Source organism: Micromonospora sp. NPDC049903 (assembly GCF_044460945.1).
GTDB lineage: Bacteria > Actinomycetota > Actinomycetes > Mycobacteriales > Micromonosporaceae > Micromonospora.
In genome coordinates this window covers 450,756-473,330 of record NZ_JBITKL010000001.1, presented here as the reverse complement: position 1 = coordinate 473,330, position 22,575 = coordinate 450,756, and the positions used below count along the sequence as shown (strand labels likewise).

Below are 22,575 nucleotides of genomic sequence, written 5' to 3'. Positions count from 1 at the left end.
GCATGTCCACCATGGCAGTCCCCGACGTCGCGGTCGCGCAGGTCGACGAGGGTTTCTGGACCCGTACCCGCAAAGTGGGCCTGGTGCTGCTGGCCCTCGGCCTGCTGGCCACCGTGCTGTTCGGCGCGCTCGCCACCGGTGAGCAGGCCCGCTTCACGCTGAGCGAGGACTCCGCCGGGGCCGCGCTGGAGATCCACGGGACGGTCGGCGCGATCCTCTTCGGACTGATCACGTTGGCCGCCGGGGCGGCGATGCTGGCCGGTCTGCCGAAGCGTTGGTTCGTCCCGGTGCTCGCCGTCGGCCTGGTCGCCTTCGTGCTCTCCTTCCTCTGCTGGCAGGTCTCCGCCGCACCGACCGGACAGAACTTCATGCCGCTGGTCAACATCGTGCGCGGCACGTTCCTGCTCGCCCTGCCGCTGATCTTCGGTGCGCTGGCCGGTGTGCTCTGCGAGCGTTCCGGCGTGGTCAACGTCGCCATCGAGGGCCAGTTGCTGATGGGCGCGTTCAGCGGCGCGCTCTTCGGCAGCATCAGCGGCAGCGTCTGGGTGGGTCTGGTCGCCGCCGCGATCGGCGGCGCGTTCATCTCACTGCTGCTCGCCGTGTTCTGCATCCGCTACCTGGTCGACCAGGTGGTCATGGGCATTGTGCTGAACCTGCTCGCGGTCGGCATCACCGGCTTCCTCTACGAGCGGCTGATGCAGACCGACGCGGCGCGCTACAACAGCGCTCCCCGGTTCAGCAACTGGGAGATCCCGCTGCTCTCCGACATCCCGGTCCTCGGGCCGGCGCTGTTCCGGTCCAGCATCTTCCTCTACCTCGCCCTGCTGTTGGTGCTCGTGATCCACATCGCGCTGTTCCGCACCCGGTGGGGTCTGCGGACCCGGTCGGTCGGCGAGCACCCGACGGCGGCGGACACCCTGGGCGTGAAGGTGCTGCGGGTGCGCTACCGCAACGTGCTGCTGGCCGGTGTGGTCGCCGGCATCGGTGGAGCGTCGTACACGCTGGCGCTCTACTCGTTCACCAAGAACATGATCGGCGGTAAGGGCTTCATCGCCCTGGCCGCACTGATCTTCGGCCGGTGGAGCCCGACGGGGGCGCTGCTCGCGGCGCTCTTCTTCGGCTTCGCCGACCAGTTGGCTACCTACCTGGGCGCGATCAACAGCATCATCCCCGGCCAGTTCCTGGCCATGCTGCCGTACCTGGCGACGATCCTGGCGGTGGCCGGGCTGGTCGGCCGGGTCCGGGCACCCGCCGCCGACGGCAAGCCGTACATCAAGGGCTGATCCAGGGGAGCGCAGCATGGAGATCGACTGGGCGCGGTTGCGCGCCGCCGCCACCGAGGTCATGCGGCACGCGTACGTGCCGTACTCGAAGTTCCCGGTAGGTGCGGCGGCACTGGTCGACGACGGCCGGGTCGTGGTCGGCTGCAACGTCGAGAACGCGGCGTACGGTGTGGTGCTCTGCGCCGAGTGCGGCGTGGTCTCCTCGCTGCACGCCACCGGCGGTGGCCGGATCGTCGCGCTGTCCTGCGTCGACGCCACCGGCGAGCCGCTGATGCCGTGCGGGCGCTGCCGGCAACTGCTCTGGGAACAGGGCGGTCCGGAGTGCCTGATCGAGGCCAAGGGCGGTCCGCTGCGGATGGCGGAACTGCTGCCGCACGCCTTCGACGTGGCCGACCTCGACGCGGTCACCCGGGAACGGCCGGTGCCGGTGGTCCCCGACCGGCTGGCCGCCTGGCGGGGGCGCGGCACCGTCTTCGTGCACCCCGACCTCTCCGCCGGCCAGCAGATCTGGACGGCCTACTGGGAACGGTCGGCCGGCGACGACGCGGGCGCCGAGACCGGGGTGCTGGAGGAGGCACCGAGCTGGAACGATCCGGCAGAGGCGATCACCTGGGGGTTGGCGCGTACGCCCCGGGTCGTGGTGGTGGACGCGTCCGGCACGATCTTCTGGGCCGGTGAGGGTGAGCCGCCGGTGGAGATTCCGGTTCGCTGGGGTGGTTGATGTTGAGGCCGGGGCCGGGGGCGGGGGGGGGGGGGGGGGGGGGGGGGGGGGGGGGGGGGGGGGGGGGGGGGGGGGGGGGGGGGGGGGGGGGGGGGGGGGGGGGGGCCGACCGCGCCCGGCTCCGGGCGGTCAGGCTTGATCCCTGCGCCGGGCACGGTCGGCCCCCGGCCCGACCGGCGTGCGGCTTGTGCGTCTGCTGTGGGACGACGGGTTGAGCGGAATCGGCGGGGGTTGACCGCGTATGGGTGGGCGGTGTGACTTGTGGAGGGATGGGGTTCAGAGGTGAGTGTGTTTACTGCGGTTGACGTCATTCGGGCCAAGCGGGACGGGGGTGTGCTCTCCGACGCGCAGATCGACTGGGTGGTGGACGCGTACACCCGGGGGGCGGTGGCCGACGAGCAGATGTCGGCGCTGGCCATGGCGATCCTGCTGAACGGGATGACGGGCCCGGAGATCGCCCGGTGGACGGCCGCGATGATCGCCAGCGGCGAGCGGCTGGACCTGTCGTCGGTGTCCCGGCCGACCGTGGACAAGCACTCGACCGGCGGCGTCGGTGACAAGATCACCCTGCCGCTCACCCCGTTGGTGGCCGCCTGCGGCGCGGCGGTGCCGCAGCTCTCCGGGCGCGGCCTCGGGCACACCGGCGGCACGCTGGACAAGCTGGAGTCGATCCCGGGCTGGCGGGCCGCGCTCAGCAACGAGGAGTTCACCGCCCAACTGCGCGATCTCGGGGCGGTGATCTGCGCCGCCGGGTCGGGGCTGGCCCCGGCCGACCGCAAGCTGTACGCGCTGCGCGACGTCACCGGCACGGTGGAGGCGATCCCGCTGATCGCCAGCTCGATCATGAGCAAGAAGATCGCCGAGGGCACCGGTGCGCTGGTCCTCGACGTGAAGGTCGGCTCCGGCGCGTTCATGAAGTCCGTCGACGACGCCCGCGAGTTGGCCCGGACCATGGTGGAGCTGGGCGGCGCGCACGGCGTCCGCACGGTCGCCCTGCTCACCGACATGTCGACGCCGCTCGGCCTGGCCATCGGCAACGGGGTCGAGGTGACCGAGTCGGTCGAGGTGCTGGCCGGCGGTGGCCCGGCCGACGTGGTGGAACTGACGCTGGCGCTGGCCCGGGAGATGCTCGACGCCGCCGGGCTGCCCGACGCCGATCCCGCCGCCGCGCTGCGCGACGGGCGGGCGATGGACGTGTGGCGGTCGATGATCCGCGCGCAGGGCGGTGACCCCGACGCATCCATGCCCAGCGCGCCCGAGGTCGAGGTGGTACGCGCCGAGACGGACGGCTACGTCGCGACCGTCGACGCGTACGCCATGGGGGTGGCCGCGTGGCGGCTCGGCGCCGGCCGGGCCCGCAAGGAGGACCCGGTCAGCGTGCCCGCCGGTGTGCTGTTGCACAAGCGGCCCGGTGACCCGGTCCGGGCCGGTGACCCCCTCTACGAGCTGCGGTCCGAGAGTCCGGAGAGGATTCCGGCGGCGCTGGCGGAGGCGGCCCGCGCGGTGACTCTCGCGGCCACACCGCCGGCCACCGTTCCGTTGGTGCTCGAACGGGTGGAGTGAGTCCACCCTGGTCGCGCCCCATGGTGCCGGGCCGGTCTGGCCGCTATCCTCGCAGGCCAGGGGGGACTACCCGGCGCCCGAGACATCACGACCAGACAGGGATGTTGCCGTGATCGTGCCTGCTCCCGACCCCCGTGCGGTGCGTGAAGCGAGCCTGGAGGAACTGTCCCGGCTGCGACTGCCGTTGCCGCCGCCGCAGTTCCCGCTGGTGTGGGAGCCCGGCGACGAGATCGAGTTGCGGCCGACACCGGAGGTCGAGGCGCGGATCGCCGTGCTGCACCTGATCCAGGCGCGCTGCTTCGGCATGCCGCCGCAGGCGGCGATGAGCTGGTTGCTGGCGTCGCACCTGCTGGAGATGGTCACCCCGCCGGAGTTCCAGTTCGTCACCGGCGCCAAGGGCGACCACCGCTCGTTCGTGCTGCATCACGACGCGCTGTTCGCCCTGACCTGGGTACTCGGCCTGACCAAACAGCTCGACCCCACGCTGCCGGTGGACGAGCGGCTGGTGGAGCGCCTGCCGAACATCGTCGAGGGGGAGACCTTCCGGCGCTGGCAGGCCCGCATCCTGACCGCCCCGCAGCATCCGGCCGACGCCGCCGCCCTGCTCGACCTGCACTACTGCCTGGACTGGGCGTACCTGGAGGTGAGCCGGGCCGGGCGGTTGTTGCCGGGGCTGGTGGACGCCAACGCCATCGGCCAGCGCCGCTGGGCTCTGGAGTGGGCGGTGATGCTGCGCGGGCCGTACCATGACGAGCCGCCCGGCTGGGAAGAGGTCGACCTCTCCACCTAGGGCCGTGGGCGGTACACGCCGAGCCGGACCGCGACGGTCACCCGGACCGGCTCGCCGAGGGCGGCGATCCGGTCGGCCAGCCCGGCCGGGTCGGTGTGCCAGGCGCTCGGGCCCATGCCGACGAGCGTGGCCACCTCCGGACCGGCCAGGCTCAGCTCCTGCCGGTGCTCGGTCTGCGATTCCTCGACGAAGTGCCCGCCGAGGCCGGCGGCGATCCGGTCCGCCTTGGCCGGGTCGACCCGGAGCAGGTCGAGCGCGTCGACCAGCTCGGTGAGGTGGTCGGCGACCGGCGTCACCACCAGCAGCCGCCCGGTCGGTGCGAGAACCCGACGGAACTCGGCGCCGTTGCGGGGCGCGAAGACGTTGAGCAGCAGCGCCGTCGAGGCGTCCGCCAGCGGCAGGCGCTGCCAGGTGTCGGCGACCGCCGCGGTGATCCGGGGGTGCGCCCGGGCGGCCCGGCGCAGCGCCGGCTTGGAGACGTCCAGGGCGAGACCGACGGCCGCCGGCACCGCCGCCAGCACCGCGGCGAGGTGCCGACCGGTGCCCGCGCCCGCATCCACCACCAACGGGTACGCCCCGACGCCGTCGTTCGGGACACCTGGGTGCGGGGTGGCGGCCTGCCCGGTGACGCGGGTGGCGGCCTCGGCGAGGGCGGCGGAGATCAGGTCGTAGTGGCCGGCGGCGAGGAAGTCCGCCCGTGCGGCGATCATCTCCGCGCTGTCCCCGCCGTGCGGGGCGCGGCCGGCGAGCAGGTTGACGTAGCCCTGTCGGGCGATGTCGAAGCTGTGCCGGCGCGGGCACCGCAGCGCGCGGGCGGCACCGGCGGACACCTCGCCCAGTGGCTCTCCACAGACCGGGCAGCGCAGTCGCTCGACGACGCGAGGGTCCATCACCACAGCAGGTCGCAGGCCAGATCCACGCTCCCGAGCGTACCCAGCTGTCCGCTGCGGACTAGGGTCTGGTCATGGCCGCGAACATCGGGTACGAGGACATCGTCAAGGCACCGAAAGCGTTGCTGCACGACCACCTGGACGGCGGTCTGCGGCCCGCGACGATCGTCGAGCTGGCCGCCGAGGTCGGTCACGAGCTGCCCACCACCGACCCGGCGGAGCTGGGACGCTGGTTCGTGGCGGCGGCCGACTCGGGTTCGCTGGAGCGCTACCTGGAGACGTTCGCGCACACCGTGGCCGTGATGCAGACCGCCCCGGCGCTGCGGCGGGTGGCCCGGGAGTGCGCGCTGGACCTGGCCGCCGACGGGGTCGTCTACGCCGAGGTGCGCTTCGCCCCGGAGCAGCACCTGGAACGCAACCTGAGCCTGGACGAGGTGGTCGAGGCGGTGCTGGCCGGGTTCGTCGAGGGCAGTGCGCTCGCCGCCGAGGCCGGTACGCCGATCCGGGTCGGCACCCTGCTCACCGCGATGCGGCACGCGGCGCGTTCGCAGGAGATCGCGGAGCTGGCGGTCCGGCACCGCGATCACGGGGTGGTGGGGTTCGACATCGCCGGAGCCGAGGCGGGTTTCCCGCCCACCCGGCACCTGGACGCCTTCGAGTACCTCCAGCGGGAGAACTTCCACTTCACGATCCACGCCGGCGAGGCGTTCGGGCTGCCCTCCATCTGGCAGGCGATCCAGTGGTGCGGTGCCGACCGGCTGGGCCACGGCGTACGCATCGTGGACGACATCACCGTCGGAGCAGAGCCGGTGCTCGGTCGGCTGGCCGCGTACGTGCGGGACAAGCGGATCCCGTTGGAGCTCTGCCCGTCGTCCAACGTGCAGACCGGTGCCGTCGCGTCGATCGCCGAGCACCCCATCGGGCTGCTGCGTGACCTGCGGTTCCGGGTCACCGTGAACACCGACAACCGGCTGATGAGCGGCACCTCGGTGTCCCGCGAGATGGCGCTGCTCTGCGAGGCGTTCGGCTACGGCTGGCGCGAGGTGCAGTGGTTCACCATCAACGCGATGAAGAGCTCCTTCATCCCGTTCGACGAACGGCTCCGGATCATCGACGAGGTCATCAAGCCCGCGTACGCCAAGCTGCTGGCCTGAGCGCCCGACGCCGGTTCAGCGGGCCGGTGGACGACCGGGACGGTGCAGACCGGCGACCTGACGCAGGATCTCCCGCGCCCGGGCGGCCTCGGCACCCAGCCCGGTCTGGCGGCGCAGCACCGCCGGCTCGGCCCGCAACAGCGTCACGCCCCGCCGCAGCAGTACCCGGGGGCCCTTGCGCTGCTCGGCCAGGTCGCGGGCCAGCCGACGGAGGAAGGTCGCCCCGCGTGGCCGGCGCAGCGCGTACGCCCCGGCGACCAGGCCCCGAAGTCGGCATTCCTCGACGATCTCCGCGGCGAAGATCCCTTCGGCCACGAAAAGTGGCGAACCGGCCAGCTCGAACGGCCGAGTGGCCACCCGCCGGTCCTCATTGATGGCGTACACGGGGACGTCTGCCCGACCGTGCCTCGCCAGTCGGGTTATCACCTCAACGGCCGTTTCGGCGTCCCATGAAGCGGGCGACTCCCAGTCGATCTGGCCATCTCGGCGCGGTAACGATGGGTCATCGCCATTCTTGTAGAAATCGTCCAAACAGAGCACTGGCAGCCCGGTTTGTCGCGCTACGTATGACTTCCCGGAGCCGGATGGGCCGGCGAGCAGGACAACTCGGTGCGGGGGTTCCATTACCTTCAGTGACTCCGAACAGACGGACCGCGATCAAATTGCGTCAACATCTCATCACACCTTTGGCTGGGGCCAACCTGGGCTTTCTCTTTCCCCAGAGGCGTGATGGAATCTCGGATGGTCCGACCCGCCGGGTCGGCTGCTGGGCGTTGTCCGCAAGACAACGCGGACGCTGCAATCACGAGGGCGGTGACGTGAGCAAACGACCGAAGACGGCAGGCTCCTTCCTGTCGCGTATGGGTCGACCGGTCGGTCGGCTCCGCGACATGCCGATCTGGTCCAAGCTCGGTCTCATCATGATCGTGCCGACCATCGCCACGGTCGTCGTGGGCACCAGTGGTCTGGTCGACCACCTGGACTCGCTCAGCGACGCCAACCGGGCCGGCGACCTCGCCGAACTCATCGGGCACTCCGGTGCGCTGGTGGACGGTCTGCAGGACGAGCGGACGGCTGCCGTCCTGCTCCTCGGCTTGGAGCCACAGTCGGCCGGGCAGGCCGAGTCGGAGGAGAAGAAGAACGCCTCCGCGCGCTACAGCGAGGTCTCCGGCGCGGTGGACCGGGCCACGGACCCCTACTCGTCGCAGCGCTCCGACCTGACCGACCTGCCGCCCAGCCTCCAGGAGTTGCTGACGCAGATCGACGAGCGACTCGGCGACCTGCCCGGCACCCGGAGTCAGGTGATCAACGGCAAGTTCAAGATCACCGACACGCTCCAGTCCTACGACGAGCTGATCAACCAGCTGCTCTCCGTGCGGGACTCGGCCAGCCAGCTCGCCGGTGACAACGACCTGAGCGACCGGATGCGAGCCTCGGCCGCCGTCGCGCGGGAGAAGGAGTGGCTCTCCGTCCGCCGGGTTGTCGTGCACCGCGCCCTGATCCAGGGCGGCATGAGCGCGACCCTGCGCACCGACTACATCTCCAGCGAGACCGGTCAGCAGCAGGCACAGCAGAGCTTCAACGCGGTCGCCACCGAGTCCGAGGCGGAGTTCCACGCCCAGACCATCGGTGGTGGTGACCGGCGTCAGGCGACGATCTACATCAGCCAGGTCAACGCCGACGCCTCCGCGAACCTCGCCGGCCTCTCCTTCACACCGGAGGAGTGGGACGCGGCGCTGGTCGCCAACGGCAATCTGATCCGGTCGGTGGAATCCAAGTTCGACTCGGACGTCGCCGCCGAGGCCGCCAACCTCCGCTCCGACGTGCAGCGCCAGGTGTTCCTGGAGACCGGCCTGCTGCTGACCACGCTGCTGTTCGCCATCTTCCTGGCGTTCCTGGTGGCCCGCTCGATGGCCCGCTCGCTGCGGGAGCTCCGGCAGGGCGCGCTCTCCATCGCCCAGTACGGCCTGCCCCAGGCGGTGGCCCGGCTGCGCGACCCGCAGGTCACCGGCCAGCTCTCCCCGATCCAGTTGGCCAACCAGATCGCCGAGCCGCTGCCGGTCCGCAGCAAGGACGAGTTCGGGCAGGTGACCGAGGCGTTCAACGCCGTCCACCTGGAGGCGGTCCGGACCGCCGCCGAGCAGGCCGCCCTGCGGGCGTCCGTCGCGACCATGTTCGTCAACCTCGCCCGCCGTTCCCAGATCCTGGTCGACCGGCTGATCGGTCACCTCGACCGGCTGGAGCGCGGCGAGGAGGACCCGGACCGCCTGGCCGAGCTGTTCCAGCTCGACCACCTGGCCACCCGGATGCGCCGTAACGACGAGAACCTCCTGGTCCTCGCCGGCGCGGACTCGACCCGTGTGCAGCGGGAGCCGGCTGCGCTGATCGACGTGCTCCGGGCCGCCCAGTCCGAGGTCGAGCACTACACCCGGATCGAGTTCGGCGTCATCGACCGGGACATCGAGGTCGCCGCGCACGCCGTCAACGACCTGGTCCACCTGGTCGCCGAGCTGTTCGACAACGCGACCGCCTTCTCCCCGCCGGACTCCCAGGTCCTGGTGGAGGCCCGTCGGGTCGGTGACCGCGCCTCGCTGTACGTCGAGGACCGGGGCATCGGTATCAGCGCGGAGCAACTGACCGACCTCAACGAGCGCCTCGCCACGCCGCCTCAGGTGGACGTCGCGGTCTCCCGGATGATGGGCCTGGTCGTGGTCGCCCGGCTGGCGTCCCGCCACACCGTCCGCGTGGAGCTGCGTCCCGGCAACGACCGGGGCACCGTCGCCGACGTCACGCTGCCGCCGACCGTGCTCGTGCCGCGTGGGCTGTCCGGCCGTGGGCAGCAGCCCGCCGCACTGCCTCCCGCCGGCCCGCCGCCCGGCCCGGCCCCCGCGTTCGGCGGCATGCCGCCGATGGGTAGCAACGGCAACGGTCCGGGCATGCCGGCGGCTCCCGCCCCGCGTCCCGGTGGCTCCGGCAACCAGGTGACCCTGGGCGGGCGACCCTTCGACCCGGCCAGCCGCAACGGTGCCGGTACGCCGGGCTCCATGGCCGGTGCCGGCAACCTGCCCGCCTGGTCGGACCTGACCGGTGCCAGCGGCGTCCCCGGCGGCAACAACTTCGCGTCGCGTACGTCCAACGGGTCGTCGCACGACCCGCTGCCGCAGCGCCGCCACACCGACGAGTCGAACCCGGGGCAGCAGCCGACCATCCCGCGTCAGCTTCCGAGCAGCCCGGAGGCGGCTCCCTACACGCCGCCCGCGGTGTCCGCCCCGCCGGTGCCGCCGATCTCGTCGCCGCCGGTCTCGGGTACGCCGTACTCCGCGCCGCCGGTCTCCGGTGCGCCGGTCTCGGGCTCCCCGGTCTCCGGTTCGCCGGTCTCGGGCGCGCCCGGCGGGTTGCCGCAGCGGCCCGTGTCGCCGGGCACCGGTTACCAGCAGCCCTCGGCACCTCCGGCCTGGCCGCCGGTGGCCGGGGAGACGGCCGCCCCAGCGGTGCCCGAGCGGCTGGCCGCCGCGCTGGACATGACCACCGAGCTGCCCCGGGTGTCGCGCCCGGCGTCGCAGCAGCCGCCGTCCGCCTGGCCCGCCTCGGCGCCGCAGCCCCAGCCGACCACGCCCACGCCGCCGCAGGCACAGAACCGGCAGCGGTACGCGGATGAGACGATGGAGCTGCCGATCTTCCGGGAGCTGGAGTCCGCGTGGTTCCGCACCCGTCGTCCGGGGCCGGAGGAGTCGGCCGGTGCCCGCCAGCCGGCGGCCAACGGCGCCACGACCCAGCAGATCACCGCGATCGACGCCACGGGTCGGCCCGCACCGCAGACCCCGACCGCGACGACAGGTAACGCACCGATGGCAGAGACCCCGACGGCCGCAGGCGCGCCCGGCGGGAACGGCGCGAACGGTGGGTTCCGTCCCGGCGGCGGTGGCGAGAACAGGCCCTCGTACCGGCCCGCGCCGCAGGATAGTGTGTGGCAGACCGCGGCCGACGACGGTTGGCGGGCCGCCAGCGCGGCCAGCCAGGCACCGGTCGCCGCCACCGCCACCACGCAGACCGGGCTGCCGAAGCGTACGCCGATGGCCCAGCTCGTGCCGGGTGCGGTGGAGAAGCCGGCGGCTACGGTGCAGAAACGCAACCCCGAGTCGGTGCGCGGTCTGCTCTCCGCCTACCACCGGGGTGTCCAGCGGGGACGTAACCACCCGTCGGACAGCAACCCGACCGGCCCGGAGGGAACTTCGGGCGGGCAGCAATCCTCGCAGTCTGGCTCAGGCCCGGTGGCCGGGAGCGGGCAGAAGGAGCAAGAAGGATGACTAGTACGCAGGATCTCGGTTGGCTGCTGGCCAACTTCGCCGATCGGGTACCCGGTGTCGCGCACGCGGTCGCCGTCTCCGCGGACGGCCTGCTCCTGGCGTCGTCACGAGACCTTCCGAGGGACCGGGCGGACCAGTTGGCGGCGATCGCCTCCGGCCTGGTCAGCCTGACCCAGGGTGCGGCCCGCTGCTTCGAGGGAGGGGCGGTGTTGCAGACCGTGGTCGAGATGGACAACGGCTTCCTGTTCCTGATGTCGATCTCCGACGGCTCGTCGTTCGCGGTCCTCGCCGCGCGCGCCAGCGACGTCGGACAGGTCGGGTACGAGATGGCCCTGCTCGTGGACCGGGTGGGCGATGCGCTGACCCCGGCGCCACGTACCGCCGTCGGGATGATGGGCTGATCGTCGCGCCAGCCGGTGGGGCGGGCGAGGCGCGAACACTACATACGAGGAGTAGCGCTGGCGCGAGCCGGTGCCGGGTACGAAGGAGGTGAGCGGCGACATGGCCGATCGTGACGAGCCGACCGGCGCTTTGGTCCGTCCATACGCCGTAACCCGCGGTCGTACCCGTCCTCGCCTCGACATCGCCCTGGAGGCGCTGGTCGAGACCACGGTGCGCGGTCGGGCCGTTGCCACAGGCAACGGCGGACAAGGCCGAGAGCACCAGTACATCGCTGCGCTGTGTGACGGACGTGTGCAGTCGCTCGCCGAGATCGCGGCGCGCATGCAACTTCCGCTCGGCGTGGCCCGGGTGCTCATCGCCGACATGGCGACGGACGGCCTGGTCGCGGTCCACGAGCCGACCACCCTGGACGACTCGGACGACGCGGTGGGCACTGAATTGCTGGAGAGGGTGCTGAGTGGACTTCGCAGGCTCTGACATGTCGCACCGTCCGCCGACTCCGAGCGGGCGCGTGACGTCGGCGAAGATCGTTATCGCCGGTGGATTTGGCGTCGGCAAGACGACGCTGGTCGGCTCGGTCTCGGAGATCACGCCGCTGACCACCGAGGCCATCATGACGTCCGCCGGTGTCGGCGTCGACGACACCCGGCAGGTGCCGGGTAAGACGACGACCACGGTGGCCATGGACTTCGGTCGTATCTCGATCGATCGTGACCTGATCCTGTACCTCTTCGGTACGCCGGGTCAGACCCGTTTCTGGTTCATGTGGGATGAACTGGTCCGGGGCGCGATCGGCGCGGTCGTGCTGGTGGACACCCGCCGGCTGGCGGACTGCTTCGCGGCGATCGACTTCTTCGAGCACCGGCGGCTGCCGTACCTGGTGGCCATCAACTGCTTCGACGGCATGCAGTACCACGATCCGCAGGACGTCCGGGACGCGCTCGCGATCTCCAGCGACGTGCCCGTGGTGGCCTGTGACGCCCGGAACCGCGAGTCGACGAAGCACGTGCTGATCTCGCTGGTCGAGTACGTGCTCACGATGCGCCGTACCCGGGCCGTCGCACCCGCCTGACGATCGGCTGCCGCGCCCGGTGTCGACCTGGACGACACCGGGCGCGCAATGCTGTCCGTGACCTGGCCGGCGGCTCAGCTCAGCCGGTTCCAGGCGCCAGCGTCGACCCGGTAGACGCCGAGCGAGTGACGCTCCATGCCGCTGTGTCGGATGGGCGTGAACGAGTACATGCCCGCCATCCCGTCGGTCACCTGGTTCTGCAGGTACGCCCGGAGTCGCCCCCGGTCCACGCTGGAGGCCAGCCGGGCCGCCGTGGTGATCAGCAGCAGGGCGTCCGAGGCGTACGGGGCGAAACCGTTGTAGGCGCCGTGCTCGCGGATGTACCGCGAGACCAGGTCACGGTACGCGCGCCCGGCGGCGCTGCTGTTGGCGATTGTGGAGCCGCCCAGCGACGACGGGTGGACGGCGTACGCCCCCTCCACCGCGCGCAGGTTGGCGTCCTCAAGCGTCTCCTCGGCGACGGCCCCGGCGTCGAAGAACAGTTTCCCGTCGTGTCCGGCCCGCCGCAGAGCGCGTGCGGCGGCTCCGGAGCGGGGTGCGGTGGCCCAGACCACCACGGCGTCCGAACGGGCCGCCACGGCGCGCTCGGCGGCGCGGGTGATGCCGGCGGACGATGCGGGGAGCCGCACCGTGCGGACCAGCCCCACACCCGCGGTACGCAGTGCGCCGGTCATGGCGCGCACCCCCGAGTCACCGTGCAGCCCCGTCTCGGCCAGCAGCACGACCCGGCGTAGCCCTTCGGCGTCGACGAGCTGGGCCAGCCGACGGGCCACGTCCCCGGCGTCCGGGGTGACCTTGTAGACGAAGGCCCGCTGGGCCAACGGCACGGTGATGGAGTCGCCGAAGGCCAGCGACACGAACGGCAGGCGCAGCTCCTGTGCCACCTCGATGACCGACATCGAGGTCTCCGCCAGCGTGCCCCCGACCAGAGCGTGCACGTCCTCGCGCCCACCCAGCTCGGCGGCCTGCTCGGCGGCGAGGCGAGGATCGCTGCGGTTGTCGCGCAGCTCCAGGCGTACGGTCCGGCGGAGGTTGCCGACCTGTACGCCCTTGTCGTTGAGGGTGGCCGCGCTGATCGTCAGGGCTCGCTGCTGGGCCACTCCGAGGGCCGCACCCGACCCGCTCAGCTCCAGCGTCGCCCCGACGACCAGCTCCTGACCGGGGGTCGGCCGGGTGACGGCGTTGCGTCGCTCCCGGTCCCGTCCGCAGCCGCTGAGCAGCAGAGTGCTCGCCGTCGCGGCGAGCACTCCCCGTCGGGTGAGCACGGATCGACTGGTTGCCGGTGTCGCCATGAGTCGCCTTCCCCCGCCCGGCGACCTGCCGCCGGCTGTTCCGCCGGTATGCTCCCGGCCCCGTCGACCCGACGTCAAATTATCCGGGTGTGGGTAGGAACACGCAGGTGAGCGGGGGTATGGCGGGCGTCAGGACCGGTAGCCGGCGGAACGGTACTCGTACTCCCGGTCGTCGTCGCGCTCGCCAGTGTCCCGGGTGAAGTCCCAACCACCGGCCGACTCCCGGCCCGGTCGGCCGCCGACCGCGAAACCGCCGATCTCCTGCCCGCGACGCCAGCCGCGGAAGTAGCCGGTGGTGTTCTCGGCGAGGCTGGCCGCGTCCCGGACGATGCGCAGCGGACGCTCCTCGCGCAGCGGTGAGCCGGGCACGAGGTTGGCCTGGGGCACCCGCTTGGGCAACCCGGCCCCGGTCGCGTCACCCACCGCCGGACGGGCGGCCTGTTCGGCGGCCTCCCACCCGGTGTCGGCCATGCTGGACCAGTCCAGGTCGGCGCTCTCGCCGTGTCCGACGAACCAGGCGGACCTGGCCTGAGCGAAGATCAGCAGGTCGCCGTCGCCCTCGTCGGGGACCGGCGGCGGCCGGTGCTCCACCGAAGGCTCCGCACGACGGGTCGGCGGGGTGAGGTCCAACCGCTCCACCGGCCGGCCGTCACGTGCCGGTTCACCCCGGTCGACCAGCCGCAGCGGCGGGTTCTCCTGGGCGGACTCGGCGGAGTTGCGCAGGGCGCGGTCGGCCAGCGGCGGAGGCTCGACCAGTCGCAGCACCGGCGGCTCCGGCGGCAGGTCGTCGGCGAGCCACGGCGGGGTCACCCGACGCTCGACGCCGAGGTCGGCGGGCGGCTGCGGTGCCTCGTGCCGCTTCCGGTCGTCGTAGGCGGAGGTGACCACCGGGTTGAGCGGCGACGTGACGTCCGCCGGGTTCTCCGGGTTGTTCACCAGCGGCCAGTTGGCCCGCGATCCGGGGGGTGCCGCCGGCTCCTGATCGGGCCGGGGCGCCGGCACCGGAACGCTGAGGTCGGTGGCGCTGAATCCGCCGGTCGGCGGTTCGCCGCCGTTGGTCTTCGGGCGGGGCGGGATGATCGTGCGCTGCCGCTCGGCCCGCGCGCTGTTGATCGCCGCGGTGGTGAGCGTCGGCCGGAACGGCTCGCCCGCCTCGGCGGGCGGCACCGTCCCACGCTGCGCGGGCGCGATCGGCGTGATGCCGGGCGGCGGCGGGGGCGGCGCCGAGATCGGACGGTTGGTCGGACCGTCGATCCGCGACGGGGCGGACTCGGCGTGCGTCGGCGGCGCGGAGACGGGCGGGCCGGCCATCGCGGCCGGGGTCAGCGGCGCGGGTGCGACGGGCGGCGGCGCGAGCGGTGCCGGGGCCGTCGGCGGCGGGCCGAGCGGCCGCGGCGACGCGGGACCGCTGCCGGGTTGCGGCTCGGGGCGGCTGCGGCGGCCACCGCCGGCCGGCTCGGGGCCGGTGGGGCGGACCGGGCGCAGGCCGGGGGCGGGAGCCGGAGCAGGTGCGGCTGCGGCGGCGGTGGAGGCCAGTTCACCCACCGGCTCGCCACGCCGGGCGGCGGCCCGACGACCGGCGGTCGGCGTGGGGGTCGCGGTGCGGGCGTGCAGGGCGCCGACCAGCGCCTCGCAACCGGCGTCGCAGGCCCGGACCGAGGCGACCGCCTGCCGGATCGTCTCGGCGGCGGCGGAGGTGAGGGCCCGGTTGACCGTGGACCGGCGCGGCGTCTCGGAGATCGCCACCCGCAGCGCGGTGACCGCCTCGTCGATCGCCTCCGCCTCGCCCGCGCCCTGCGCCGCGAGCTGTGCGGTGACGGCGTCGGCGGTGACCGCCGCGTCGCGACCGCGTCCTGCGGCGTCGGTGAGCATGCCCGGCTCGGGCAGGGCGTCCAGCACCGCCAGCGGGATCGAGTCGGCCGGATCCGGGTAGGCGCGCAACGCGGCCGGGTAGAGCTCGCGCAGCACCTCGCGCAGCGCGACCGCGGCGGAGTGCCGGCCGGTGGCCAGGGCGGCGTGCGCCGCGAGCACCTGCTTGTAGCCGGCGAGTTCCCGGGGAGCCGGCAGGGTCACCGCGGACAGGGCGCCCGCCTGGAGAGCACGGGCCAACCCGACGGCCCGTCGTACGGCCGGCGGCGCCTGCATCTCCTCCAGGGAGTCGTCGTCGGCGAACCGCTCGGCGAAGTCGTCGACCGAGTCGTCGTCGGCGATCGCCAGCGGACGACCGGCGGCGCTGAGCAGCGAGGTGACGGTGTGGTCGTCGCTGTCGGCCGCTATCGCCGCACCGCTCGGCCCGCCCGAGCGCTCCACGAGCAGCGTGACCAGCAGGGCGTAACCCGCCGGGTCGTCGCTCACCTCGCAGACATGCAGCAGACGGCCTGCGTCGTCGACCACAGCGGACGTCAGCGTCGAACCGGCCGAGACCGGTCGGCCGGCCGGATCCGCCGAGGCCAGACCGCAGTACACGCGCACGAGCGCCACGGCGTCGTCCTCCTCCCGGGACACAAGGTGTTCTCTGCCAGAGACTGATGCTCCCTGGTGCGCCTCAGTCGCGCCAGTCCACGACCGCAGAGATCTTTCCGACAATGGTCCGCCAACCCAGACTTGCGGTTTGTGCCCCAATTTTCTTCAGCTTACGTCGACCGAGGAATCCACCGATCCCGCCCTTGACAGAGGCACGCAGCGCCTCGTCCAGGTCGTCGAGGCTGGAACCGCTGGAGAGCATGTCGAGCACGGCGGGCAGGCGCAGCGCGTACGACATGTCGCGAGCGACCTCGCCCGCCTCGATGAGCAGCGTCGCGTCCCACGCGTCGTGGCCGCCCCGGAGGTTCTCCACTACCAGGTCGAGCTCGTACACGTCTTCGTCGAGCGGGGCGATGTCCGCCGGTTCCACCCGTTCGGACAATTCATTCCAGCTGTCCAGCTGGGACAGATCGTTGGGCGCACCGGAACGGACGAAGCTGACCAGGGATTCCGGGGTCTTGAACAGCAGCAGCCGTCCCCGGTGGCTCAGGAAGACCGGTACTTCCTCGTCGCCGGCGTCGTCCTCCGCCTTCTCGTCGTCGTCCTCGTCGGCGGTGTCGTCGTCCTTCTTCGAGGCGGTCTTGCCCGAGGCGGTCTTGTCCGAGTCCCCGTCGGTGTCCCGCTTCTCGTCCTCGTCGCTCTCGGCGAACTCACGGGCGACATCCTCGTCGAGGATGACGACGTCCTCGTCGTCCTCGTCCTCGGTCTCGACGACCTGCCGGCGCGCCAGGAACGGGTCGTCGGCGTCGCGCTCGGCCACGTCGGTGGGGGTCAGGTCACGGGCCGGCCGGTAGGCCCGCAGGGTGAAGCCGGTGCCGGCGGGCAGAGCGACCTCGATCGGGTCGATCCGCAGCTCGTCCCAGAGCGCACGGGACGCCTGGGCCGACGCGTCGGCCGCCTCCTCGACGTCCGACGACTCGTCGTCGGCCTCCCGCTCGGCGGGGTCCGGCTCGGCGACGGCCTCCGGCTCGGTGGCGTCCGGCTTGGCGGAGCCGGTGGTGTCATCGAGCTCGGGCTCGTCGGCGTCCGGCCGTTGGGGCGACTGGCGGGCCACGGTGACCTCCGTGTGCGTCGGGCTGCCCACTCACCGACTCGATGTCGGTGAGTGACTCTGGGCACATACCCTAGTGGGCTGCTCTGGGTAATCGGTGCCCGCACCCCGATGGCGGCATCGGCAACCGGTGCGACGCGCCACCGCCGCCCGCCTGGCCGGTCGGTGCCGGGCGGTCCGGCACCGGCGACGCGCCCTACAGGTCAGGGCCGGTGCCGGCCGGAGAGCGCGAGGTAACCGTGCTCGGCAGCCTGCTGCACCACCCACTGGTCGCGGTACCAGCCGTCGGTGTCGACCAGATCCGCGTGCGGTCCCCGCTGGATCACCCGACCGGCGTCGAGCACCAGCACCTCGTCGAGCCCGTCGAGCCCGGTGAGTCGATGCGTGATCAAGAGCACCGAGTGCCCGGCCGGCGTGGCGGCGAGGGTCGAGGCGAGCACCTCGTCGGCGGCGACCGGGTCGAGACCCTCGGTCGGCTCGTCCAGCACCAGCACCCCGGGTGCGGCGAGCAGCGCGCGGGCCAGCGCCAACCGCTGCCGTTGACCACCGGAGAGCTGCCCGCCCTCCTCGCCGACCACGGTGTCCCAGCCCTCCGGCTGCGCCCGTACCCAGTCCGCCAGGCCGGCGGCCTCGGTGGCGGCGGCCAGCGCGGCCTCGTCGGCGTCGGGGCGGCCGAGGAGCAGGTTGTCCCGGACGGTGGCGTGGAAGACGTACGCCTCGGCGAGCAGTCCGCCGACCGCCCTCGGCAGGTCCTGCGGCGGGTACGCCGACACGTCCCGCCCGTCCAGGCGCACCCGACCGGTGTCCGGGCGCACCGCGCCGGTCAGCACGGCGGCGAGGGTGCTCTTGCCGGCCCCGCTCGGGCCCACCACCGCGATCCGGCGGCCGGGCGGCAGGTCGAGGTCGAACCGGTCGAGCGCGGCGGGCGCCCCGGTCCGGTAACGGACGGTGACCTCGTCGAACCGGACGCGGGGAACGTCGCCATCGCTCGTACTCCGCCGACCGGTGGCCTCCCCGGTGGTGTCCGGGCGCGGCGTGGCCGACGCGTCGGCCCCATCGGTGCCGGGGTGTGACGCGATCGGTGCGTCGGAGCGGTCGTCGGCCGACGTCAGTAGCGGGGCCACCCGGGCGAGTCCGGACCGCAGGCCGGTCCACTGCCGGGCGGCGCCGACCAGCGCGAGGGCGATCTCCACCGCGGCCAGCGTGCCGACCGCCAGCACTCCGATCAGCGCGCCGGACACGTCGGCCCGCAGTGCCACGACCACCACGGCACCGGTGGTCAGCCCGGCCACCAGCACCCCGAGGCCGTCGACGGCGAAACCGAGCGCGGCGAGCCGCCGCTCCAGCCGCGCGAGTCGACGCGCCCGCCCACCGGCGGCGTCGAGCGCACCGGCGGTGGCGCCGAAGGCGGCCAGGTCGGCCGCGCCGTGGGTCAGGTCGACCGCGTCGGCGGCGAGCGCACCGCGCAGCGGCGCCATCTCGGCGGCGGCCCGCCTGGTCAGCGCGGTGGCCAGCAGCGGCAGGCCCACCCCGGCGACCAGCAGGCCGACGGCGAGGGCCAGCGCGGCCGGGGGCGAGACCAGGGCGGTCAGGCCGACGGCCACCAGGCTCACCGTCGCGGCGGCGGCAGCCGGGACGAGTACCCGCAGCAGCAGGTCCTGCACCGCCTCCACGTCGGAGACCAGGCGGCTCAGCGCGTCGCCGGTGCGCGGCGGGGCACCCCGTCGGGCGGCGAGGGTGGCGAACACCCGGGCCCGGACGTCGGTGACGAGCCGGAGCACCGCGTCGTGCCCGGCCAGTCGTTCGGTGTAGCGCAGGACACCCCGGCTCACCGCGAGCGCCCGTACCGCGACGATCGCCACGGTGAGTCGGTCCAGCTCCGGCTGACCGGCGGCGGTCATCAACAGCCAGGTGGCGGTGGCCATCAGAGCGAGGGCGGCGAACTCGGTGGACGCCGCGAGCAGGCCCGCACCGACCAACCGCCGCAGGTACGGCCGGGCCAGCCGGAGTACGGCCGCCTCGGGTGAGGAGCCGACGCGACCGGTCGTGGTGGCCCGGGTGGTGCTCATCGGGCCTCCCCGGCCGCCTGTGGCGTCAGCTCGGTGACCCGGCCGTCCTCGACGCGCAGGATGCGGTCCGCGTCCTCCAGCAGCGCCGGCCGGTGCGCGACCAGCAGCGCGGTCCGTCCGGTCACCAGCCGACGGGTGGCCGAGAGCACCACCGCCTCGGCGGCGGCGTCCAGGCGCGCGGTCGGTTCGTCGAGCAGCACCACCGGCGCGTCCCGCAGGAAGGCCCGGGCCAGCGCGACCCGCTGCCGTTGGCCGCTGGACAGGCCGTGCCCGCGTTCGCCGAGCCGGGTGTCCAGCCCGTCGGGCAGGGACTCGACCACCTCGTCCAGCGCCGCGTCGCGCACCGCGCTGTCGACCGCCTCCGGTGCGGCGTCGGAGCTGCCGAGGCGGATGTTGTCGGCGAGCGACGTGGCGAACAGGTGGGCACGCTGCGGCACCCAGGCCACCTGTCGACGCCATCCGTCGACGTCGGCGTCGGCCAGGTCGACACCGCCGACCGTGACCCGCCCGGAGGTCGGTGCGACGAAACCGAGCAGCAGGCCGAGCAGCGTGCTCTTGCCCGCGCCGCTCGGGCCGATGATCGCCACCCGCTCGCCCGGCCGGATGGTCAGCGTGACGTCCCGCAGCGCGGTGGTGCGCTCGTACGCGACGGTCACCGCCTCGAACCGGATCTCGCCGCGCCCGTCGGGCGACGCACCCGTCCGGTGCGCGGGCGTCGGGGCGGAACCGGAGAGCGTGAGCGCCTCGTCCAGCGCGGTGAGCCCCTCCATGCTGGCGTGGAACCGGCTGCCGGCGGCCCGCAACGGCAGGTACGCCTCCGGGGTGAGCAGCAGCACCAGCAGCGCGGTCTGGAGCACCAACCCGCCGTCGAGCAGGCGGAGACCGACCGGGACCGCGACCAGCGCCACCGACAGGGTGGCCACCAGCTCCAGCACCAGGGCGGAGAGGAAGGCGATGCGCAGGGTCTGCATGGTGGCGACCCGGTGCCCGTCGGCCATCCGCCGTACCGCGTCGGTCTGCGCCCGCGCGCGCCCGAACGCCCGCAGCGTGGGCAGCCCGGCCACCATGTCCAGGAAGTGCCCGCCGAGGCGGGACAGCCGTCGCCACTGCCGTTCGGTGGCGGCCTGGGCCTGCCAGCCGAGCAGCGCTCCGAAGATCGGGATGAGCGGCAGGGTCAACGCGATGATCACCGCCGAACTCCAGTCGGCGAAGAGGACCCGACCGAGCACCGCCACCGGCACCGTGACGCTCAGCACGAGCTGCGGCAGGTAACCGGTGAAGTAGGCGTCGAGCGCGTCCAGCCCACGACCGGCCAGGGTGGCCAACTGTCCGGCCCGCTGACCGGCGACCCAGCCCGGTCCGTGCCGGGCGACCGCGCCCAGCAGGTCGGCCCGCAGCGCCGCCTTCACCGTGGCCGCCGCCCGCGCCGAGACCACGCCCTGCGCCCACACCACCAGCGCGCGAGCCGCGACGGCGACCACCAGACCGGACAGCGCGACGCGGTCCAGCCGCCCGGTGAACGCGGTCGCCAACAGTGCCGCCAGGGCGGTCGCCTGCGCCACGACCAGCCCGGCGGCGAGCACCCCGAGCAGCGCGAGCAGGGTGAGGTCGCGTCGGGCCGCGGGGACCCGGCGCAGCAGCCGCGGGTCGAAGGGGCGGCGGTTCACCGGTACACCGGTGCCCTACCGTCGGTCCGTCCCCGGAGAATCCGCCAGCACATTGCCTGGCAGCCTAGTAGGGCCGCGACGAGCGCCGACGGGCGCGGAGCCGGTACGCGGGACACCACGTCGGTCGTCAGCTCAGGAACAGCGAGATGGGCAGGGCGGCCACGGTGGTGGCCACGGTCAGCGCGGCGGCACCGATCAGCCGGGCCGGGCGCTCGGCGACCATCAGCCGCTGTACGCGTACGTCCAGGTCCCGATCGCCCAGACCGAGCGTGCCGGCCGGCGTGATCCGGTTGCCGGCGGCGGCGAACCGCCGCAGCGCACCGGCCAGCGGGGCCTCCGCGTGCAGTTCCCGGGCCTTGTCGTCGGCGCGCATCTCGACCAGCAGCGACACCCGCTCGTGCGCCTCGTGCACCCAGCGCAGCCAGGGCAACGCCCGGCACAGCGCGGTGAACGGCAGCAGCACCAGGTCGTGCCGCTCCTCGGCATGCGCCCGCTCGTGCGTCAGCACCGCCGCCAACTCGGCCCGGTCGAGCAGACTCAGCGTGCCGGCACTGACCACCACCCGGGGCTTCACCCCCGGCAGGCAGTACGCCGCCGCGCTCGGATGGTCCAGCACCAGCGCCCCCGGCACGGTGGGGTCCCGCCGGGCCACCAGCGCCAGCAGGTCCCGGTGCCGACGCTGGGCGCGTACCGTGCCGTGGATGCTGCGTACCGTCGTGGTCAGCAGCACCGCGCCGATGCCGAGACCGATGCCGACCAGCCCCAGGTGTACCGGGCCGACGCCCACCGGAAGCGTGCTGTGCCACAGGTCGTTCGCGAGCGCCAGCAGCGCGCTGCCGGTGCCCCGGTCGTACGCGGCCAGCCCGATCGCGATCGGCAGGCCCATCGCGGACAGCCCGGCCGCCAGGCCGACCGCCTGCCAGCACAGGATCGCGACCCGAGGGGTACGCCACGTCCACGTCGAGCGGCTGAGCACCTGCGCGATCAGCCAGCAGGCCAGCATCGCGGCGGCGAAGTGCACGGTCTGCGCCACGTCGTCGCCCCTACCGCTCCGCGGTCTCGTCGGTCCGACCCGGCCGGGTCGCCCGATCCCGCCGGGTCGCTTGATCCGGTGCGGGTGCCTCCACGCGATCGGTCAGCGCCGCGCCGTCACCCGGCCCGTCCGGCGTACCCGCTGCCATCCCGGCCTCGGCGGAGAGCGCGGCCCGCAGCACGTCCGCCTCGGTGCCGGTCACCGATTGGGCGAACCGGACCAGTGCCGCGTCGCGGCTGCCACCCAGGTCTAGGGCGTCGAGCATGATCTGGGCGATGTACGCCTCACGGCTGGCGGCAGCCTGGTACCGCCACGCCCGCCCTTCCCGCTCGCGCTGCACCATGCCCTTGCCGGCGAGCCGGTCCAGCACCGTCATCACCGTCGTGTAGGCCAACTCGCGCCCGGCCAGCGCATCGGCGACCTCGCGCACCGTCACCCCACCGGACGTGGCGGGAACCGTGTCCCACAGCACGTCCATCACCGCACGCTCAAGATCCCCCAGCCGAGTCACCCATAAATCCTACCCCCCGTAGTAGACCCCCCAGTGCCCGCACCACCCCCACCCCCGCCCCCGCCTCGGCGTCCGCCCCACGTCGAGCATCCGGTCCGCGCCCACACCCCGCATCAGCCGTCCGCACCTGCGTCGGGCGTCCGGCTCCCGCTCCGGCTCCCGCTCCGGCTCCCGCTCCGGCTCCCGCTCCGGCTCCCGCTCCGGCTCCCGCTCCGGCTCCCGCTCCGGCTCCCGCTCCGGCTCCCGC

The 22,575-nt window shown here is 73.3% G+C and carries 18 protein-coding genes and 1 pseudogene; 9 read left to right on the top strand and 10 right to left on the bottom strand.

The window, feature by feature from the left end; translation table 11 throughout:
• Positions 1-2: 2 nt before the first annotated feature.
• The 4 genes from ACIBO1_RS02145 (at position 3) to ACIBO1_RS02130 (ending at position 4,357) form a co-directional block, all read left to right on the top strand.
• The gene (locus ACIBO1_RS02145; protein WP_396740747.1) at positions 3-1,283 is read left to right on the top strand and encodes an ABC transporter permease; all 1,281 of its coding nucleotides are present in this window, start codon (positions 3-5) and stop codon (positions 1,281-1,283) included.
• A gap of 16 nt (positions 1,284-1,299) precedes the next feature.
• Positions 1,300-2,004, top strand: a complete 705-nt coding sequence (locus ACIBO1_RS02140) for a cytidine deaminase (RefSeq protein ID WP_396740745.1) — start codon at positions 1,300-1,302, stop codon at positions 2,002-2,004.
• Positions 2,005-2,286: 282 nt separating this feature from the next.
• On the top strand, positions 2,287-3,567 hold the full coding sequence (locus ACIBO1_RS02135) for a thymidine phosphorylase (protein ID WP_396740743.1): 1,281 nt from the start codon (positions 2,287-2,289) through the stop codon (positions 3,565-3,567).
• Positions 3,568-3,676: 109 nt separating this feature from the next.
• Positions 3,677-4,357, top strand: coding sequence for a DUF4272 domain-containing protein (locus ACIBO1_RS02130; RefSeq protein WP_396740741.1), 681 nt, complete (start codon positions 3,677-3,679; stop codon positions 4,355-4,357).
• On the opposite strand, the gene ACIBO1_RS02125 is transcribed toward ACIBO1_RS02130, so the two are convergent.
• The gene (locus ACIBO1_RS02125; RefSeq protein WP_396740739.1) at positions 4,354-5,247 is read right to left on the bottom strand and encodes a putative RNA methyltransferase; all 894 of its coding nucleotides are present in this window, start codon (positions 5,245-5,247) and stop codon (positions 4,354-4,356) included. The genes ACIBO1_RS02130 and ACIBO1_RS02125 overlap by 4 nt on opposite strands.
• A gap of 74 nt (positions 5,248-5,321) precedes the next feature.
• On the opposite strand from ACIBO1_RS02125, the gene ACIBO1_RS02120 reads away from it, so the two are divergent.
• Entirely contained in the window at positions 5,322-6,401 is a 1,080-nt protein-coding gene (locus ACIBO1_RS02120; RefSeq protein ID WP_357211655.1) for an adenosine deaminase, read from the top strand.
• 15 nt (positions 6,402-6,416) lie between these two features.
• On the opposite strand, the gene ACIBO1_RS02115 is transcribed toward ACIBO1_RS02120, so the two are convergent.
• On the bottom strand, positions 6,417-7,025 hold the full coding sequence (locus ACIBO1_RS02115; RefSeq protein ID WP_396740737.1) for a uridine kinase: 609 nt from the start codon (positions 7,023-7,025) through the stop codon (positions 6,417-6,419).
• Between the two features lie 194 nt (positions 7,026-7,219).
• Here ACIBO1_RS02115 and ACIBO1_RS02110 point away from each other — a divergent pair, with 194 nt between their 5' ends.
• The 4 genes from ACIBO1_RS02110 to ACIBO1_RS02095 all read left to right on the top strand — a co-directional run bounded on the left by ACIBO1_RS02110 (position 7,220) and on the right by ACIBO1_RS02095 (position 12,182).
• Positions 7,220-10,708: a nitrate- and nitrite sensing domain-containing protein gene (locus ACIBO1_RS02110; RefSeq protein ID WP_396740736.1), complete on the top strand. Its 3,489-nt coding sequence runs from the start codon at positions 7,220-7,222 to the stop codon at positions 10,706-10,708.
• Positions 10,705-11,109, top strand: coding sequence for a roadblock/LC7 domain-containing protein (locus ACIBO1_RS02105; RefSeq protein ID WP_131057168.1), 405 nt, complete (start codon positions 10,705-10,707; stop codon positions 11,107-11,109). The genes ACIBO1_RS02110 and ACIBO1_RS02105 overlap by 4 nt, the downstream gene beginning before the upstream one ends.
• Positions 11,110-11,209: 100 nt before the next feature.
• Positions 11,210-11,587, top strand: coding sequence for a DUF742 domain-containing protein (locus tag ACIBO1_RS02100; protein ID WP_396741472.1), 378 nt, complete (start codon positions 11,210-11,212; stop codon positions 11,585-11,587).
• A gap of 1 nt (position 11,588) precedes the next feature.
• Positions 11,589-12,182, top strand: coding sequence for an ATP/GTP-binding protein (locus ACIBO1_RS02095; RefSeq protein ID WP_334628720.1), 594 nt, complete (start codon positions 11,589-11,591; stop codon positions 12,180-12,182).
• A 74-nt stretch (positions 12,183-12,256) separates the two neighbouring features.
• Here the strand turns inward: ACIBO1_RS02095 and ACIBO1_RS02090 are convergent, their stop codons facing one another.
• The 8 genes and pseudogenes from ACIBO1_RS02090 to ACIBO1_RS02055 all read right to left on the bottom strand — a co-directional run.
• Positions 12,257-13,474 (bottom strand): ABC transporter substrate-binding protein, encoded by a 1,218-nt coding sequence (locus tag ACIBO1_RS02090; RefSeq protein ID WP_396740734.1) that lies wholly within the window; start codon positions 13,472-13,474, stop codon positions 12,257-12,259.
• Positions 13,475-13,603: 129 nt separating this feature from the next.
• The gene (locus ACIBO1_RS02085) at positions 13,604-15,979 is read right to left on the bottom strand and encodes a transposase (RefSeq protein WP_396740732.1); all 2,376 of its coding nucleotides are present in this window, start codon (positions 15,977-15,979) and stop codon (positions 13,604-13,606) included.
• A 40-nt stretch (positions 15,980-16,019) separates the two neighbouring features.
• Positions 16,020-16,874, bottom strand: a pseudogene (locus ACIBO1_RS02080) (DNA primase); the annotation flags it as partial.
• 377 nt (positions 16,875-17,251) lie between these two features.
• Positions 17,252-19,117 carry a thiol reductant ABC exporter subunit CydC gene (gene cydC / locus ACIBO1_RS02075; protein WP_396740730.1) on the bottom strand — a complete coding sequence of 622 codons (1,866 nt, stop codon included), beginning with the start codon at positions 19,115-19,117 and terminating at the stop codon, positions 17,252-17,254.
• On the bottom strand, positions 19,114-20,784 hold the full coding sequence (cydD, locus tag ACIBO1_RS02070; protein ID WP_396740728.1) for a thiol reductant ABC exporter subunit CydD: 1,671 nt from the start codon (positions 20,782-20,784) through the stop codon (positions 19,114-19,116). The genes cydC and cydD overlap by 4 nt, the downstream gene beginning before the upstream one ends.
• Before the next feature lie 127 nt (positions 20,785-20,911).
• Positions 20,912-21,787 (bottom strand): M56 family metallopeptidase, encoded by an 876-nt coding sequence (locus ACIBO1_RS02065; RefSeq protein WP_396741470.1) that lies wholly within the window; start codon positions 21,785-21,787, stop codon positions 20,912-20,914.
• Between the two features lie 40 nt (positions 21,788-21,827).
• Positions 21,828-22,328, bottom strand: coding sequence for a BlaI/MecI/CopY family transcriptional regulator (locus ACIBO1_RS02060; RefSeq protein ID WP_396740727.1), 501 nt, complete (start codon positions 22,326-22,328; stop codon positions 21,828-21,830).
• A gap of 9 nt (positions 22,329-22,337) precedes the next feature.
• A partial coding sequence (locus ACIBO1_RS02055; RefSeq protein ID WP_396740725.1) for a hypothetical protein occupies positions 22,338-22,575 on the bottom strand: 238 nt, incomplete at its 5' end.

What these genes read in the sequence shown, in the direction of transcription:
- ACIBO1_RS02145 (WP_396740747.1), top strand. Translation starts at nt 3, where the DNA reads ATGTCCACCATGGCAGTCCCCGACGTCGCGGTCGCGCAGGTCGACGAG.
- ACIBO1_RS02140 (WP_396740745.1), top strand. Translation starts at nt 1,300, where the DNA reads ATGGAGATCGACTGGGCGCGGTTGCGCGCCGCCGCCACCGAGGTCATG.
- ACIBO1_RS02125 (WP_396740739.1), bottom strand. Translation starts at nt 5,247, where the DNA reads ATGGACCCTCGCGTCGTCGAGCGACTGCGCTGCCCGGTCTGTGGAGAG.
- ACIBO1_RS02120 (WP_357211655.1), top strand. Translation starts at nt 5,322, where the DNA reads ATGGCCGCGAACATCGGGTACGAGGACATCGTCAAGGCACCGAAAGCG.
- ACIBO1_RS02115 (WP_396740737.1), bottom strand. Translation starts at nt 7,025, where the DNA reads ATGGAACCCCCGCACCGAGTTGTCCTGCTCGCCGGCCCATCCGGCTCC.
- ACIBO1_RS02105 (WP_131057168.1), top strand. Translation starts at nt 10,705, where the DNA reads ATGACTAGTACGCAGGATCTCGGTTGGCTGCTGGCCAACTTCGCCGAT.
- ACIBO1_RS02100 (WP_396741472.1), top strand. Translation starts at nt 11,210, where the DNA reads ATGGCCGATCGTGACGAGCCGACCGGCGCTTTGGTCCGTCCATACGCC.
- ACIBO1_RS02095 (WP_334628720.1), top strand. Translation starts at nt 11,589, where the DNA reads ATGTCGCACCGTCCGCCGACTCCGAGCGGGCGCGTGACGTCGGCGAAG.
- ACIBO1_RS02090 (WP_396740734.1), bottom strand. Translation starts at nt 13,474, where the DNA reads ATGGCGACACCGGCAACCAGTCGATCCGTGCTCACCCGACGGGGAGTG.
- cydC (WP_396740730.1), bottom strand. Translation starts at nt 19,117, where the DNA reads ATGAGCACCACCCGGGCCACCACGACCGGTCGCGTCGGCTCCTCACCC.
- ACIBO1_RS02065 (WP_396741470.1), bottom strand. Translation starts at nt 21,787, where the DNA reads ATGCTGGCCTGCTGGCTGATCGCGCAGGTGCTCAGCCGCTCGACGTGG.